Consider the following 14859-nt stretch of genomic DNA (forward strand, 5'->3'; position numbering starts at 1 on the left):
GACGTATGAGATGGGACGCACAGGCAATCACTCCGGTTGCTGAAGACGGCAACAAGGACTTAGCTCCCACAGCCGTGCCGTCCGACGCTTTGTTGCCTCTCGCCGGGCTTGTCCGGTCTGTCACCACGCCTGAATTCGCGGGAATTACCTTTCACGAGGTGGCCGCCAAATCGGTCCTCAATAAGGTACCTGCCGGATCCCGGATGCCCTTCGAATGGACCATCAACCCCTACCGTGGCTGCAGTCACGCCTGCGTCTACTGCTTTGCCCGCAAGTCCCACACCTATCTGGACTTCGACGCCGGCCGTGACTTTGACAGTCAGGTGGTAGTGAAGATCAACGCAGTCGAGGTCCTCAGAAGGGAATTGGCCAAGCCCTCGTGGGGGCATCACCAAGTGGCGCTGGGCACGAATACGGACCCTTACCAGCGGGCCGAAGGGCGTTATCAGCTCATGCCGGGCATTATCGGCGCGTTGGCGGACTCGGGCACTCCCCTATCCATTCTTACCAAGGGCACGCTCCTCGCCAGGGACATACCGCTGCTCAAACGTGCCGCAACCCAGATACCAGTGGGCATAGGCATCTCCCTGGCCATGACGGACGAAAAGTTGTCAGAGGCTATCGAGCCGGGAACCCCTGGGCCCCGGGCACGCTTGAAACTGGTTATGCGTCTGCGGGAAGCGGGGCTGCCCTGCGGAGTGATGGCAATGCCCATTCTGCCGTGGCTTTCCGATAGCGACGAGGCATTGGACCACCTCTTCAGTTCGCTCGCGCAGGCCGGCGCAACCGGGGTTACCGCCGGGGCGCTATACCTGAAACCGGGCACAAGAGAATGGTTTATGAAGTGGATCGCAGCTCACCACCCGGAACTTGCCGGTAAATACGGCCGCCTGTATGCCTCAGGTTCGTATGCGTCCAAGGAATACCGGATGTGGCTCGCGGGCCGGGTCAAATACTTCAAAAAGCTGCACGGTTTCACTGACGCTTCAGGGTTCAGCCATAGGGACATGGAGGCCAGGGCCACTCAGGACATCGGGGCTCAGTCGGCCGGCACACTTGATGCCAGGGACGAAGAAGCGCAGTATCCGGCAGGCCTTATTCCCGGCGCGGAAGCGGAAACAGCCGTTCGCACTCAGCGTCAAAGCCACGCCCCCGCGCAGCCTACGTTGTTCTGACTCCACTTCTGGCCTGTTGGGCCACTGTTTCCAGCAGCCTGCGCACGATTGGAAGATCGGCCGGAATCCACGGAAGATCAAGCGCCTGGGCCTCGGAACCAAGTTCCACCCAGCGCAATTCATCGTGGTCCTCCAGAGGGGCCGGGACGCCCTCAGTGATTTCGGCGAACCACACCCGCATTGAGGCGTTGGGGTTCAGCGGCCACCCGTCCTCCAGCTCTGAGTGAAGCTCTGCGCCCAGGCGAACCCCTATGCCGAGTTCTTCCCTCAACTCACGATGCAGTGCGTTCTCTGCTGACTCGCCAGGTTCCACTTTGCCGCCGGGGAACTCCCACATACCGGCGTATTTCGGCGGCGACGTACGGCGGGCGCTGAGCAGCCGCGTCGGTTCTTCAAGCGAATCCAGGACGGCTCCGCCCACCACTTTGATCAGTCCAGTCACCGCATCAGTCTATGGGGGACAATGGAGAAGCAGCTGCCCACCCTTTCCGGGAATATGCCTCGCAGGGTCGAAGTTATACCCAAGCAGCTAAAATCTGATTTATTGGTGCCATTGCCGCGCCGTCCATCGTTGTCTCGTGAAAAGCAGGCTTATGTCCGTCGCCACCACCCTCCCCGCCCTCAAGCCCAGGCTCAACAGCAGGCAGCTCGCTTGGGCAATCTTCTCGCTCGCCATGGGTGGTGTTGGCATCGGAGTGACGGAATTCACCATGATGGGCCTGCTGAAGGAAGTGGAGCTTGGACTCAACATCAGCACTCCTGAGGCAGGTCACCTGATCTCCGCTTATGCTCTGGGCGTGGTCATTGGAGCTCCCCTGCTGGCCGCGGTGGGCGCAAAGCTTCCGCGGAAGTACCTGGCGATGGGACTGATGCTGTTCTTCACCCTGGCAAATCTCACCTCATATGTTGCCCCGGACTACGGCACCATGCTTGTCTCGCGATTCGCTGCCGGGCTCCCGCATGGCGCATTCTTTGGAGTCGCAGCCGTCATCGCTGCTTCCCTGGTGGCGCCTACAAAGCGCGGATGGGCAATCTCCATGGTGATGTCCGGCCTGGCCATATCCAACGTGGTGGGCGTTCCGTTCGCAACGTGGCTGGGTCAGACCTTCGGCTGGCGTCTGCTGTTCGTCCTCGTCGGCATGATCGGCTTCGCCACCCTCGCCTGCCTCTGGAAGTACGTCCCGTTTGAAAAAGCTCATGCCGATGCGAGCATCCGCAGGGAGCTCGGCGCGTTGAAGCGTCTCCAAGTGTGGCTTGCCATCCTGATCGGCATCGTCGGCTTCGGCGGCTTCTTTGCCACCTACACCTACATTGCCCACACCATGACGGGGGTGGCAGGGATTCCGGCCTCGCTGCTGCCAGTGGTGGTTGCCCTTTACGGGGTAGGGATGGTGGCAGGAAACATCATCGGCGGCCGGATTGCAGACAAATCAGTGATGGGCACCATCTATTGGGTGCTACCGGGGATTGCAGTGGCGTTGGTCGTCTATGCCATTGCCGCTCACTGGCCGTGGTCCGCGTTGATTATGGTGTTCGTTGTCGGCGCCGCGGGCTCCCTGCTCATCCCCGCGCTTCAAACCCGGCTGCTCGATGCATCACCGGACGCACCCTCGCTTGCATCATCCCTGAACCACGCTGCCCTTAACGTTGCCAACGCCCTCGGGGCATTCCTTGGCGGCCTCGTCATCGCCTGGGGCTGGGGTTACGTGGCTCCGGCTTTGGTGGGCGCGGTCCTGGCCGTCCTCGGTTTGGGCGTAGCCCTGCTGAGTGGCCTCCTCGAACGGAAAAAGCCGCTGGCCCCTTAGCTGCCCCTCAAGGCGGGTAGAACGCTGCAGTCCCTGATGCCACCCGGAGGCAGGCTCAGACAGCCCCAGAAGGCAAAAATAAGCATACTGACAAGGTACAGGCGGTGTGTTAGCTTGAAGCCATAATCGGGAGCTGTAAAGGAATCCCGACGAATATGTAGGAGGAGAAATGGGCTTTCTAGGCTGGATCATTCTCGGACTCATTGTTGGAGCAATCGTCAAGGCAGTAATGCCTGGGCGAGTCGGCGGGGGCTGGGTAACCAGTCTTGTGCTCGGCGTCGTCGGCGCGATTGTTGGCGGCTGGATCGGCGACCTTCTGTTCGGCGGTGGCCGGATGGAATTCTGGAACCTTGGTTCCTGGATCCTCGCTATTGTCGGCGGCCTCGTCGTAGCCGGCATCTACGGCGCAATCACCGGCCGCAACAAAACCACTACATAACCAACGAATTAAGAGCTTCTGACGGCTCAACGTCAGGGCGGATCAGCGGCGGGGCTCACCACCAGGTGGGCCCCGCCGCTCTTTAGGCGGCTATCCCCGCTGTTAGGCGGCCCCGCCACTGTTTAAGCGACTATCCCCGCTGTTGCGACCGGGCGCTCGCGTAGAGGCAGACAGTAGCGGCAGTGCCAAGATTCAGGCTTTCCGCTGCCCCGTACACCGGCACGGCCACCCGATGATCAGCCAGGGCAAGTTCTTCTTCTGACAGGCCTTGGGCTTCGTTCCCGAAGAGCCAGGCTGTGGGCCGTTCCAAGTGGTAATCAGAGGGGACCTCCCCCAGGCCAAGACGCCGGGCTGCATTTTCGTCCTGCAGCTTGTCAAGGTTCAGCTGTCCGTAGCCGTCCGCCGCCAGGATTCCGACTCCACGCTCCCGGCAATGATCCGCGAAGTCCTGGACGTCGACGCCGAGCACAACCGGCAGGTGGAAGAGGGAACCGGCAGTCGAACGAACGGCCTTGGGGTTGTAGACGTCCACGCTGGACTGGGTGAGCACCACGGCGTCGGCGCCGGCTGCATCAGCCGCCCGAAGGACTGTTCCCGCATTTCCGGGATCTCTGACCTGACATAGAACAGCGATCAACCGTGGTGAGGCTTCGAGAACCGATTCGAGGCTCACATCAATAAAACTGCAGACGGCGATGATGCCCTGCGGATTGACTGTATCTGCCATGGCTGCAAGGACTTCGTCACTGGCGAGCCTGGCGCTGGTACCCTCGGCCAGCTCATCAAACTCGGGATAACGGTCGAGGCATGCCTCGCTGGCGAAAACCTCCTGCACCACCCCCGGCTCACCGGCTGCAATTCGTTTTGCATGGAGGACAAGGGCTTCCCTGACGGACTGCGGCCCTTCAACGAGGAACTGTTCCCGCTTTAAACGGGCCGGGCGCCCTGCAAGCTTTGCCACATCCCTCACCCGATCAGCTCGGGGATTGGAGAGTGGAAAGACTTGCGGGCGCCCGGTTTCGTTCATACAAGAACTTTAGTTGCTGTTGCCAGCAGTTCCTGAATTACTCAGCGGCTGCAGCAACCGGCTTCTTGGCGGCCTTGGCCTTTGCGGCCTTAGGTGCCGTCTCTGCCTTGACGGCAGGAGCTGAAGTGTCAGCAGGCAGGGAGTCCTTGGCGATCTTCACCAGAGCGGCGAACGCGTTGGCGTCGGACACTGCGAGTTCGGCCAGCATACGGCGGTCAACCTCGACCTCAGCGGCCTTGAGGCCCTGGATCAGACGGTTGTAGGTAAGGCCGTTGGCGCGCGATGCAGCGTTGATGCGCTGGATCCAGAGGCGACGGAAATCGCCCTTCTTCTTCTTGCGGTCGCCGTAGCTGTACACAAACGAGTGCAGCAGCTGCTCTTTTGCCTTGCGGTACAGGCGTGAGCGCTGTCCACGGTAACCTTTGGCGCGTTCGAGGATAACCCGGCGCTTCTTGTGGGCGTTTACCGCCCGCTTCACACGTGCCACGTGCGTACTCCTTTAGAATTCTGATCCCAAGCGTCTACTGCCGGAAACCCGGCCGGCCTGAGAAGGCTTTTTGGTAGTTGGCTGCTGCCAGGGGGCATCAGCCAGAGAACTTGGAAATTAGATGCCGAGCATCTTGCGGATGACCTTGGCGTCGCCCTTGAAGACGATCTTGTCGCCGGCAAGGCGACGGGTCAGGCGCGAGGACTTGTGCTCGAGGTAGTGACGGCGGTTGGCCTGCTGGCGGCGCAGCTTGCCGCTGCCGGTCAGCTTGAAGCGCTTTTTAGCACCGCTGTGGGTCTTCATCTTCGGCATGGGAACCGATCTCCTTACGTATCCGCAGACAATGTCTGCAGTTCTTTCGAGCAGCCACCTGTGGAGCGGCATGCTGGTTGCTTACTGCGGAAGCAATGCCTCTGCAGCTTTGAACTAGTTGGTCTTCTTCCCCGCAGGCTTGGGAGCCTTGGGGGCTGCAGGCCGTGCAGCAGGCTTCGGTGCCGCTGGCCGGGCCACTGGCTTCGGCGGCGACGGTACTGCTGCCGGCTTGGGAGCCGCAGCAGCCTCAGAGGCAGGCGCCTGGGCTTCCGCAGCCTTGGCAACGGGAGCCTTGGCCGGTGATGCCTTAGGTGCAACCGGTGCTTCGCGCTTCGGGGCAGGTGCCTTGGGAGCAGCCTGACGGGGAGCCTCGGCGGCTTCTTCCTTCACCGTTTCAGTCACCGGAGCTTTTTCAGCTACCGGAGCCTTGACAGCCGGAGCTTCAGCGACGGGAGCGTCCTGGGCAGGCGCCTCTTCCACCGGGGCCTCCTTTACGGGAGCCTCGTTCCCTGCGTCGGGAGCGGATGCCTGCTGTTCCTGGACTGCATCTTCACCATCGATTTCGACTGCCTCCGGCTGAACGCCTTCAGTGGTTTCATCGGTTGAAGACAGGAAACCTTCAGGCAGAAGATCGCCCAAGGTCTGCGTCAGGGAATCCTGGTTTTCGCCGCTGGTGTCTACGCGGCCGGAAGCCTTGGCTTCGTTCTGCGCCTTGGCCTCTGCACGCTGAGTTGCACGGCGTGCTTCTGCCTTTGCTTCGGCCTTGTTCTTCAGCGGACCAACAACCATGACCATGTTGCGGCCGTCGATGCGCGGGCTGGACTCAACCACACCCACCTCGGCAACATCATCCGCAAAGCGCTGAAGCAAGCGGATACCCATCTCCGGGCGCTGCTGCTCCCGGCCGCGGAACTGGATCATGGCCTTGACCTTGTCCCCGGCACCGAGGAAACGAAGCGCATGGCCCCGCTTGGTCTCGTAGTCGTGGGTGTCGATCTTCAGACGGAAACGGATTTCCTTCAGAACAGTGTTGGTCTGGTTCTTCCGGGCTTCGCGTGCCTTGACGGCAGCCTCGTACTTGTACTTGCCGAAGTCCATCAGCTTGCACACCGGAGGCTTTGCCTGCGGCGCAACTTCAACGAGATCCAGATCGGATTCGGCAGCCAAACGCAGCGCGTCCTCAATACGGACGATCCCTACTTGTTCGCCTGCAGGGCCGACCAGCCGCACCTCGGGGACGCGGATACGCTCATTGATTCTTGGCTCGCTAATGTTAAAGCTCCTGTGGTTGTGATGAGTACTCCACCGGCAAATAGAGAAGGCCCCCAATTGCCGGAGCAATCGAAGGCCTCGAGGATCGGATGTGCCCGCCTCAAGGGTGAGGTGGCACGCGCTTCGAACAGGCAATCGCCTGATTGAAACGCCCGACCGCTACCCGGCAACCTTGCTGCCACAAGGAAAGTTCCTCGTGGAAAACGGCTGACGCGGGTGGGAGAGATCTCCGCTTGCAAACTAGATGCCAATTCTACAGAAAGATACCCGTTCTCCGCACGTTGGCGGGAATGGGCATCCATAGCAAAATAACGACATCCAGTCGGTCTGTGACAAGCTTACCAGTATGAGCACTCCAGACAGTAATTCACACGTGTATGAGCCCGCGAATGAGCAGGGCAATGTGGCCCAGCAGATCCGGGACATCTCCGAGGTGCCGGCAATCGAGGTGATCACCACTGCCGCAGTTCATCTGATGAGCGCTTCAGCCGTGAAGCTGGGCCTTGCCGCCGAGGACAATGCAGCAGAACTGAAGGACCTCGACGAAGCCCGCAAGCTTATTACCGCCCTGGCAGGCCTTGTCACGGCAGCGGCGCCGGAAATCGGATCCCAGCATGCGGGTCCGTTGCGCGATGGGCTGCGCTCACTTCAGCTGGCATTCCGGGAGGAATCCACCATCCCGGACGCTCCTGGCAAAGGCCCTGGAGAAAAGTACACCGGGCCGGTCAACTAGCCACTACTGTTTGCCCCTGACACACAGCATTTACTGCTGACTGACCACGACGGCGGCCCTCCACCTTTTAAGGTTCGGGTCGCCGTCGTCGTCGTTTGGTCACTTAACCGGGGTTTGGTTACGACGCCGCCTGGCTCCGGCGGCGCTGCTGGAGCAGAAGCCCCAACAGGCAGATGGCTACGCCTGCCACACCGACGGCGACAAAACCTGCGGAGGGTCCGATCCCGTCGATGAAAAGCCCGGCCAGCGGGGCGCCGAGAGCGACGCCGGCGGTGAGGGCGGAGCCGTACCAGCCCATTGCCTCGCCCCGGCGTGCCTCGTCCACGAGGTCAGCTACTTTTTCCGAGGCAGCTGACAAGACGGGAGCGCAAAGGAGACCCGGCAGCAGTGACAGGAGCCCGAGCGTCAGCGTATCCTGCGCGAAGCCCATGGGAATGGTCAGGGCAGCCATTCCCAGCAGCAGGACCAAGGGGGAAACCGGGCGGTGCATGGCTCCATAGATCAGACCACCGGCCACCGAAGCGGCGCACCAGAAGAAGAAGACAAGTCCGATCTCGGCCTGGTGACCGCCTGTCTCAAGCAACGCGACGATCCCGACGTCGGTTCCGCTCAGGACCATTCCGGCCCCGGCCGCGACCGAGAAGACCGCGGCCACTGAGGCGGTAAACCAGGTGAAGTTGCGCGCGACGGCACCCCTGAGGCGTGACGGGGCCCGCTCACCGGAATTCGCCGGCTTCAACCCGGCCGCCGCCTCCTGAACGTGGGCGGGGGCCGCAGCCACGACAGCCAGTTCAGCTGCCTGCTGCTGCTCGGCAGCGCAGTCCTCGTCGGCAGCTTCGCTTCGGGTGGGCGGGTTGAACCACATCAGGAAAAGTCCCGCTGCCGACGTCGTTATTCCCACCACCGTGAGCCCCAGAACGGAGAATCCGCTGGTGGCGACAATTGCTCCCGCGGCGGGGCCGATCATAAAAACCATCTCAGTGGAGATCGCATCGAGGGCGAATGCGGTGCGGCGCTGCTCGCCGGTGGCCATGACTCCGAGCGACTGGCGTACCACGCTGAAGATCGGAAGCGTGAACAGTCCGCCCACAAAGACCAGCGGCAGCAGCCACTCGTAACTGACGTGAGGCACTACCGACCAGATCAGGGCCTCCGAAATCACGGAAGGTATCAGAGCTTTCCGCAAGCCGACAGTGTCAACGCGTCGGCCACGCCATGGCGCGCCGACGGCGATGCCAATGGTCATGACGGCGGCGGCAGCCCCGGCGGCGGCGTAGCCCTGGCCCAGAGACAGGACTATATGCAGGGTAAGAAGTACCCCGGCGGCTGAGTGTGGAATGCGGGCGATCATTCCGACGATCAACAGTCGCCGGACGGGCCGGACAGCAAGCAGCTCCCTGTACAGAGCGAAATTCACGGGTTACATCCTTAATCTTGCCAGCGGCAGGAGGATCCATCCCCTGACCGAAAGCTACTCTACTGCGCGCCGCAGCTTGACCTCGATGGAGTCAACCCGTTCGGCCAGCAATTCATTCCGGGCCCAGGCGCCATTCAAGCCTGCCACCAGTTCCTGGACTCCGGCGGCGTCCAGCCCGTCCACCAAGTACAGGACGATGCGCAGCTCCGGACCTGCACCGCCGCCTTTGAGCTGCAGCCCTCCGGATGTCAGGGTGCCTACTCCCCCGCCACGGTGGAGCTCGATGCGCCGAATCTGGGGAACATCAGAGGCAGTTGCTGCCACAGCATCCGCTACATCTGTGTCGGCATAGGACGGTGACCAGGGGAGTTGTTGAGCCAACGCCCAGACCGCAGGCCGCCTAACAACTATGGTGACCTCCGAGCCCGGATCCATCACCATCAGTTCCGCGCCTTCGGCGGCTGCGGATAAGGCAGCCCTGGCAGCGTAGACCGCAACGGGCCTGGCCTCCTGATGCCAAGCGTGGAGCGCCTCGGCAGAGGAGAAAACCGGCAATGCGGTGCGCCCGTCAGGAGCCTTCAGCGTCACGAGTGCCATGTCTGCCTGTTTGTCCGCCTGGAGCCCTGCAGCGCCCTGCCCCTCTTCGCCCAGCTGAGCGACTATGGGAACAAAAACCCTGGCATGGGCCAAGGCCTGCACGATGGCATCTTCGTCACCGGCACCCGCCACCATGGCGGAAACGGCGGCGAGGTACCCGGCGTCGGCTTTGCCGTCGTCGTCCTCAAAGTTGTGGATCCGGGCATCCTCACCGGCGAGGCTGCGCCCTGTCCACGGCTGGCCCGCCGAATCGGCGGCGCCCCCGGCACCGGCCAGGGCTGCAGCGATATGGCCTGGCAATGGCCGGGAGCCGGGTGTGCCTTCCACTGTCAGCGGCGGCCGGCGACGTCGAGCGCCTGGGGCAGGGTGAAGGCACCGGCATAGAGGGCCTTGCCCACGATGGCTCCTTCGACGCCCAGGGGAACAAGTGAACGCAACACCCTAAGGTCTTCGAGGCTCGAGATTCCTCCCGAAGCGACAACTGGCTTGCGGGTCTTCTCCACCATCTTGCGCAGCAGTTCCACGTTTGGACCTTGCAGCGTGCCGTCCTTGGTGACGTCAGTGACAACGTAGCGGGCGCAACCGGCCGCCTCAAGCCGCTCCAGTACCTCCCACAGGTCGCCGCCTTCCTTCGTCCAGCCGCGGCCTGCAAGGGTGGTGCCCCGGACGTCAAGCCCGACGGCGATGCGGTCGCCGAAGCGGTCAATGGCACGCTGCGTCCACTCCGGGTTTTCGAGGGCGGCGGTCCCGAGATTGACCCGGGCGACACCCAGATCCAGGGCCCTCTCCAGTGATTCGTCGTCCCGCAACCCACCCGAAAGTTCCACTTTGATGTCGAGCTTGCCAACGACTTCCCGCAGCAGCTCCGAGTTCGAGCCGCGCCCGAAGGCAGCATCGAGGTCAACAAGGTGAACCCACTCGGCACCCTGCTGTTGCCAGTTCAGTGCAGCCTCGAGCGGAGTCCCGTAGCTGGTCTCGCTTCCTGCTTCGCCCTGGACCAGTCGTACGGCCTGGCCGTTCACTACGTCAACGGCCGGGAGCAGTTCAAGTACCGGCAGCGGGGTTTCGTCGTTCATCATGGTCCTCAAGGGTGGTGGAGCGGAGTAGGAAATGTAGCCGGCTGTGATGTCAGGCGGCAGGCAGCGTCAGCATGTAGGCGGCCAGGAGCGCCATTCCAGCAAGGGTATAGAACACCACCTGGATCCAGCGTGGTGCTTTCTGTTGCCGGAAGGACAACGCCCCGCCGACCAGCAACCCGGCGAGGCCCATCAGCACTATGGACCACACTATGCGTCTGCTGCAGGTTGAGCTGAAGAGGGGTTGGCGGGAGCGGCTTCTGCGGAAGCAGGAGCCTCGGCACGCCGCCCATGACGCAGGCCGTTGACCCAGTTACGCAATAGACGGGCACCGGCATCACCGGACTTCTCGGGGTGGAACTGCGTGGCAGCCAAAGGGCCGTTTTCAACCGCGGCAATGAAAGGTGCCCCGTGCTCGGACCAGGTGACCAGTGGCGGAGCCATCCGCGGCTGGATCACATCGAAGTCCCAGGTCTGGACGCCGTAGGAGTGAACGAAGTAGAAGCGCTCATTCTCGACACCTTCAAAGAGGTGCGAACCCTCGGGAACCTTGACCGTGTTCCAGCCCATGTGCGGCACGACGTCGGCCGGGAGCAACTCGACTTTCCCAGGCCATTCACCCATTCCTTCGGCCTCTGTGCCGTGCTCAACGCCGGCTTCGAACAACACCTGAAGTCCGACGCAGATGGCCAGGACGGGCCTGCCGCCGGCTACGCGTCGGCCGATCATCCGAATACCGTCTACGGCTTTCAGTTCGTTCATAACGGTCTCGAAAGCGCCGACGCCGGGGACCACCAGGCCATCGGCGTTCAGTACGTCCTGGGGCTTGGCGCTCAGGATTACTTCGGCTCCGGCACGCTCCAACGCCCGGACAGCAGAGCGGACATTGCCCGAGCCGTAGTCCAGGACCGTGACGGTGGGCTTACCCTCCGGCGAGGAGGGCTTGACGGCGGCGTCCGGATCAAGGATCGCGCCGTCCTGGATGAGCTTTCCGGTCACAATGCCCCCTTAGTTGATGGGATTCCGTCCACGCGCGGATCGGTTTCCACGGCCGCGCGCAGTGCCCGGGCGAACGCCTTGAACTGTGCCTCCACAATGTGGTGGGGGTCCCTGCCGGCCAAGACGTTCATGTGAAGGCATATTCCTGCGTGCAGGGTGATGGCTTCGAAAACGTGGCGGGTGAGTGAGCCTGTGAAGTGGCCGCCAATGAGGTGGTATTCCTGGCCGGCAGGTTCGCCGCCGTGGACCAGATAAGGCCTGCCGGAGACGTCCACGACTGCGTGCGCCAGCGCTTCATCAAGGGGAACGGTCGCTTCTCCGAAACGCCGGATACCTGCCTTGTTACCCAAGGCCACTTTCAGGACTTCTCCGAAGGTGATGGCGACGTCTTCCACTGTGTGGTGGACATCGATGTGCGTGTCACCGGTGGCCTTGACCGTGATATCGATCAGGGAATGCTTGCAGAGTGCCGTGAGCATGTGGTCGTAAAAGGGAACCGAAGTATCGATGTCCGATGTTCCGGATCCATCCAGATTGATCTCTACCAGTACAGAGGATTCACTGGTCGCGCGCTCCATTCGCGCAGTCCGTGCCGCGGCAGCAATGGATCCAGGGTTACTCATGGTGATATGTCCTTAGGAAGAAGGGCCTGAAAGCGTGGGGCTTCTGGGTCTTGGTTCAAGTTTAGGCCGGTACTGCGGTTTGCCTTGTCAGGATGCGCTCCAGTGCCTCAAGGAATGCTGTGGTCTCGGCCTCTGTTCCTGCCGTCACCCGCAAATGTCCGGGAATGCCGACGTCGCGAATCAGGACTCCGCAATCAAGAAGTGCCTGCCAGACTGCGTGCGGATTCTCCAGTCCCCCGAAGAAAACAAAGTTGGAATCGGAAGCGGCAGGTGTCAGGCCCATTCGTGTCAGCTCCGAGACAATCCTGTCGCGTTGAGCTTTGATGTCCTCGACGTCGGCCATCAACGCTTCCCGGTGCTGCAGGGCGGCAAGGGCTGTTGCCTGGGTGACCGCTGACAGGTGGTATGGCAAGCGGACCAGGCGCAAGGCATCAGTGACTTCAGGCGCTGCCGCCATGTAACCGAGCCGGGCTCCGGCCAGTGCAAACGCTTTGCTCATGGTGCGCGTTACGATCAGGCGTTCCCGCCCGGGGAGGAGCGTGAGTGCACTGGGAGTACCATCGTGTGCGAACTCGTGGTAGGCCTCGTCCACGATAACAATGGTGCGGCTCTCCTCACCGGCTTCGTAGACAGCCTTCACTACGTCCAGGCCAAGGCCGGTTCCGGTGGGGTTGTTAGGTGAGCTCAGGAAAACTACGTTCGGTCGAAGCTCCCGGACCTGTTCGGCCGCGTACTCTGCGCTTAGCCCGTAATCGGCAGCGCGCAGGCCGGAAACGTATTCGGTGTCAGTACCGCTGGCAAGCAAGGGGTACATGGAGTACGTGGGGGGAAAGCCCAAAGCTGTCCTGCCAGGTCCGCCAAAAGCCTGCAGTGTCTGCTGCAGGACTTCGTTGGATCCATTGGCTGCCCAGATATTTTCGGCCTCGAGCCCATGCCCCAGATACTCGGCCAGGGCTGACCGGAGCTCACTGAACTCCCGATCGGGATACCGGTTCAGTCCGGCGGCTGCAGCGGTTACGGCCTCGGAGATGGCCTTCAGAACATCCTCTGGCACGCCGTGAGTGTTCTCATTCACGTTCAGCAGGATGGGCACATCCAATTGCGGCGCACCGTAAGGCGTCAGGCCCCGGAGATTGTCGCGGAGTGGCAGTCGGTTCAAGCGCGCTAGCTGGTCAGTCACCAGAACAGTTTAAGTGCCTGATGCCGGGGCCGGAAAACTGTGACGCCTCCGGGCGAAGCCGGGCTCGAGGACAGGGCTCACGCGGAGGGGACAAAGAGCTGCTGCCCCGGACTGACCGCACCTCCATCGAGGTTATTCAACTGCACGATGTCAGCCACGACATCCCGCGGATCGCGCTCAGGTGCAACAGTGCCGGCGATGGCCCACAAGGATTGGCCCTGCTGCACGGTGACGGTCACAGTGGGAGTCAGGGAGAGCTCGGCGACGGTGTCAGCTGCCTTGGCCGGAGACGTAAGGAATCCCGAGAGCGACATCAGCAAGGCAGCCAGCAGCATAAGGGGCAAGACCACCAGGACAATCCATCCGCGCCGGGTAAGCCGCAGCGGTGCCTGCACCCGGCCATGGGCTTGACCAGGGGTGCCAGCACCGTAGCCACTGTCTTCTTCGTGGGCGCGGGCCCCGTGACCGGCAGGTGCCATTTCGGGCTCATAGAGAGCGGGCCTCTGCGGGGCGAGGGAACTGTGCAGCGTCGTCGCCGACTGAGACTCCCCGGAGACCGATTGCGGAAAGAACTCGTGGAACGCGGATGTAGCTGACATGACCGTCCTCCTGGACCATACTGTGCTGCCCGTCGTGTTCATTGATGGCAAGGTATTCATTGCCACCGGCCTCCGGTTTCGAACGCTTGAACGAATTCGGCGACCGGAGCAAGCAAACTAGAAAACCGACTAGAACACATATTCGAACCTTACTGACTAAGTTTTAGCATCTATGATCGAACATTGTCGAGACTCACTAGAACAAATGTTTGAAAAACTCCCTTGGCTGGCCTAGGTTTGATCAAAGAAACATTGATCAGGACAACCACATCTGCAGTTGATCAGCAGGGTCTGACATTCAGGCAGAACGTTCCCGGCGGCTGGCGCTCAGAAGCCGGGAGAAATGGAAAGGCGTTGGCGAAAATGGCAGCACAAGCCGCGGGCAGCAAGGCCACCGCAGGGGCCTCGCAGAATGCCCGGACGCCCAAGGGCCTCACTCTTCGCCAAAAGAGAATCCTGGAGACCATTCAACGGTCGGTCAATGACAACGGCTATCCCCCATCCATGCGTGAAATCGGGGACACAGTCGGCCTTGCGAGCCTGTCCAGCGTGACCCACCAGCTGTCCCAGCTGGAGAAACTCGGTTACCTGCGCCGGGATCCGAAGCGTCCGCGCGCCATGGAAGTGTTGATGCCGCTGACCCTGGAAGAAGGCGGAACGGAGCCTTCACGGCCGGAAAAGCCAAACCGGTTCAGGAGTGTAGGCCGTCAACCGGTAACGGAACTCGCTGGCGCAACAGACACCGCCATGGTCCCCCTGGTCGGGCGCATCGCCGCAGGCGGTCCTATTCTCGCCGAGCAGCTCGTCGAAGAGTTTATGCCGCTCCCCCGCCAGCTCGTTGGCCACGGAGAGCTGTTCATGCTGAAGGTAGCGGGAGACTCCATGATAGATGCCGCGATTTGTGATGGTGACTGGGTGGTTGTGCGCCGTCAGAGCGACGCAGTCAACGGCGATATCGTGGCCGCGCTATTGGACGATGAAGCGACAGTCAAGACGTTCCGCCAACGGGACGGCCACACATGGCTACTGCCACAGAACACGCAGTACGAGCCCATCCTGGGCGATCATGCCACCATTATGGGCAAAGTGGTCTCAGTCCTGCGCTCCATCTAGGACCC

Annotated in this window: 18 protein-coding genes; 5 read left to right on the forward strand and 13 right to left on the reverse strand. The window is 61.8% G+C overall.

Going from position 1 to position 14859, the window contains the following annotated elements:
* Positions 1-5: 5 nt before the first annotated feature.
* Entirely contained in the window at positions 6-1175 is a 1170-nt protein-coding gene (locus tag M1E05_RS14180; protein ID WP_461163318.1) for an Rv2578c family radical SAM protein, read from the forward strand.
* On the opposite strand, the gene M1E05_RS14185 is transcribed toward M1E05_RS14180, so the two are convergent.
* On the reverse strand, positions 1162-1617 hold the full coding sequence (locus M1E05_RS14185) for a (deoxy)nucleoside triphosphate pyrophosphohydrolase (protein ID WP_458110943.1): 456 nt from the start codon (positions 1615-1617) through the stop codon (positions 1162-1164). The genes M1E05_RS14180 and M1E05_RS14185 overlap by 14 nt on opposite strands.
* 151 nt (positions 1618-1768) lie before the next feature.
* Here M1E05_RS14185 and M1E05_RS14190 point away from each other — a divergent pair, with 151 nt between their 5' ends.
* Together M1E05_RS14190 and M1E05_RS14195 are read left to right on the forward strand one after the other, a co-directional pair.
* Complete coding sequence (locus tag M1E05_RS14190) at positions 1769-2980, forward strand: MFS transporter (RefSeq protein WP_461165251.1); 1212 nt, start codon at positions 1769-1771, stop codon at positions 2978-2980.
* A 169-nt stretch (positions 2981-3149) separates the two neighbouring features.
* Positions 3150-3419 carry a GlsB/YeaQ/YmgE family stress response membrane protein gene (locus tag M1E05_RS14195; RefSeq protein WP_247048690.1) on the forward strand — a complete coding sequence of 90 codons (270 nt, stop codon included), beginning with the start codon at positions 3150-3152 and terminating at the stop codon, positions 3417-3419.
* Between the two features lie 130 nt (positions 3420-3549).
* Here the strand turns inward: M1E05_RS14195 and M1E05_RS14200 are convergent, their stop codons facing one another.
* The 4 genes from M1E05_RS14200 to infC form a co-directional block, all read right to left on the reverse strand.
* Positions 3550-4446, reverse strand: coding sequence for a TrmH family RNA methyltransferase (locus M1E05_RS14200; RefSeq protein WP_461163319.1), 897 nt, complete (start codon positions 4444-4446; stop codon positions 3550-3552).
* A gap of 37 nt (positions 4447-4483) precedes the next feature.
* Positions 4484-4933: a 50S ribosomal protein L20 gene (gene rplT, locus M1E05_RS14205; RefSeq protein ID WP_247048688.1), complete on the reverse strand. Its 450-nt coding sequence runs from the start codon at positions 4931-4933 to the stop codon at positions 4484-4486.
* A 117-nt stretch (positions 4934-5050) separates the two neighbouring features.
* Positions 5051-5245 (reverse strand): 50S ribosomal protein L35, encoded by a 195-nt coding sequence (gene rpmI / locus M1E05_RS14210; protein WP_009358635.1) that lies wholly within the window; start codon positions 5243-5245, stop codon positions 5051-5053.
* Positions 5246-5359: 114 nt separating this feature from the next.
* Entirely contained in the window at positions 5360-6475 is a 1116-nt protein-coding gene (infC, locus tag M1E05_RS14215; RefSeq protein WP_461163320.1) for a translation initiation factor IF-3, read from the reverse strand.
* A gap of 388 nt (positions 6476-6863) precedes the next feature.
* Between infC and M1E05_RS14220 the strand changes: the two genes are divergently transcribed.
* On the forward strand, positions 6864-7250 hold the full coding sequence (locus M1E05_RS14220; RefSeq protein ID WP_309107204.1) for a DUF1844 domain-containing protein: 387 nt from the start codon (positions 6864-6866) through the stop codon (positions 7248-7250).
* A gap of 118 nt (positions 7251-7368) precedes the next feature.
* Here the strand turns inward: M1E05_RS14220 and M1E05_RS14225 are convergent, their stop codons facing one another.
* The 8 genes from M1E05_RS14225 to M1E05_RS14260 form a co-directional block, all read right to left on the reverse strand.
* On the reverse strand, positions 7369-8667 hold the full coding sequence (locus tag M1E05_RS14225) for an MFS transporter (protein ID WP_461163321.1): 1299 nt from the start codon (positions 8665-8667) through the stop codon (positions 7369-7371).
* Between the two features lie 54 nt (positions 8668-8721).
* Positions 8722-9591 carry an SseB family protein gene (locus tag M1E05_RS14230; RefSeq protein ID WP_461163322.1) on the reverse strand — a complete coding sequence of 290 codons (870 nt, stop codon included), beginning with the start codon at positions 9589-9591 and terminating at the stop codon, positions 8722-8724.
* 2 nt (positions 9592-9593) lie between these two features.
* Positions 9594-10340 (reverse strand): bifunctional 1-(5-phosphoribosyl)-5-((5-phosphoribosylamino)methylideneamino)imidazole-4-carboxamide isomerase/phosphoribosylanthranilate isomerase PriA, encoded by a 747-nt coding sequence (priA, locus tag M1E05_RS14235; RefSeq protein ID WP_461165252.1) that lies wholly within the window; start codon positions 10338-10340, stop codon positions 9594-9596.
* Between the two features lie 52 nt (positions 10341-10392).
* Complete coding sequence (locus tag M1E05_RS14240; protein WP_309107201.1) at positions 10393-10551, reverse strand: hypothetical protein; 159 nt, start codon at positions 10549-10551, stop codon at positions 10393-10395.
* Positions 10551-11339, reverse strand: coding sequence for an imidazole glycerol phosphate synthase subunit HisH (gene hisH, locus M1E05_RS14245; RefSeq protein ID WP_461163323.1), 789 nt, complete (start codon positions 11337-11339; stop codon positions 10551-10553). Before hisH ends, M1E05_RS14240 begins: the two co-directional genes overlap by 1 nt.
* Positions 11336-11962 (reverse strand): imidazoleglycerol-phosphate dehydratase HisB, encoded by a 627-nt coding sequence (gene hisB, locus M1E05_RS14250; RefSeq protein WP_461163324.1) that lies wholly within the window; start codon positions 11960-11962, stop codon positions 11336-11338. The genes hisH and hisB overlap by 4 nt, the downstream gene beginning before the upstream one ends.
* Positions 11963-12023: 61 nt before the next feature.
* The gene (locus M1E05_RS14255) at positions 12024-13142 is read right to left on the reverse strand and encodes a histidinol-phosphate transaminase (RefSeq protein ID WP_458110949.1); all 1119 of its coding nucleotides are present in this window, start codon (positions 13140-13142) and stop codon (positions 12024-12026) included.
* Between the two features lie 77 nt (positions 13143-13219).
* Positions 13220-13621, reverse strand: a complete 402-nt coding sequence (locus M1E05_RS14260; protein ID WP_461165253.1) for a LysM peptidoglycan-binding domain-containing protein — start codon at positions 13619-13621, stop codon at positions 13220-13222.
* 483 nt (positions 13622-14104) lie between these two features.
* On the opposite strand from M1E05_RS14260, the gene lexA reads away from it, so the two are divergent.
* Entirely contained in the window at positions 14105-14854 is a 750-nt protein-coding gene (lexA, locus tag M1E05_RS14265; RefSeq protein ID WP_461163325.1) for a transcriptional repressor LexA, read from the forward strand.
* Positions 14855-14859: the final 5 nt, after the last annotated feature.

Source organism: Arthrobacter sp. R4-81 (assembly GCF_054792365.1).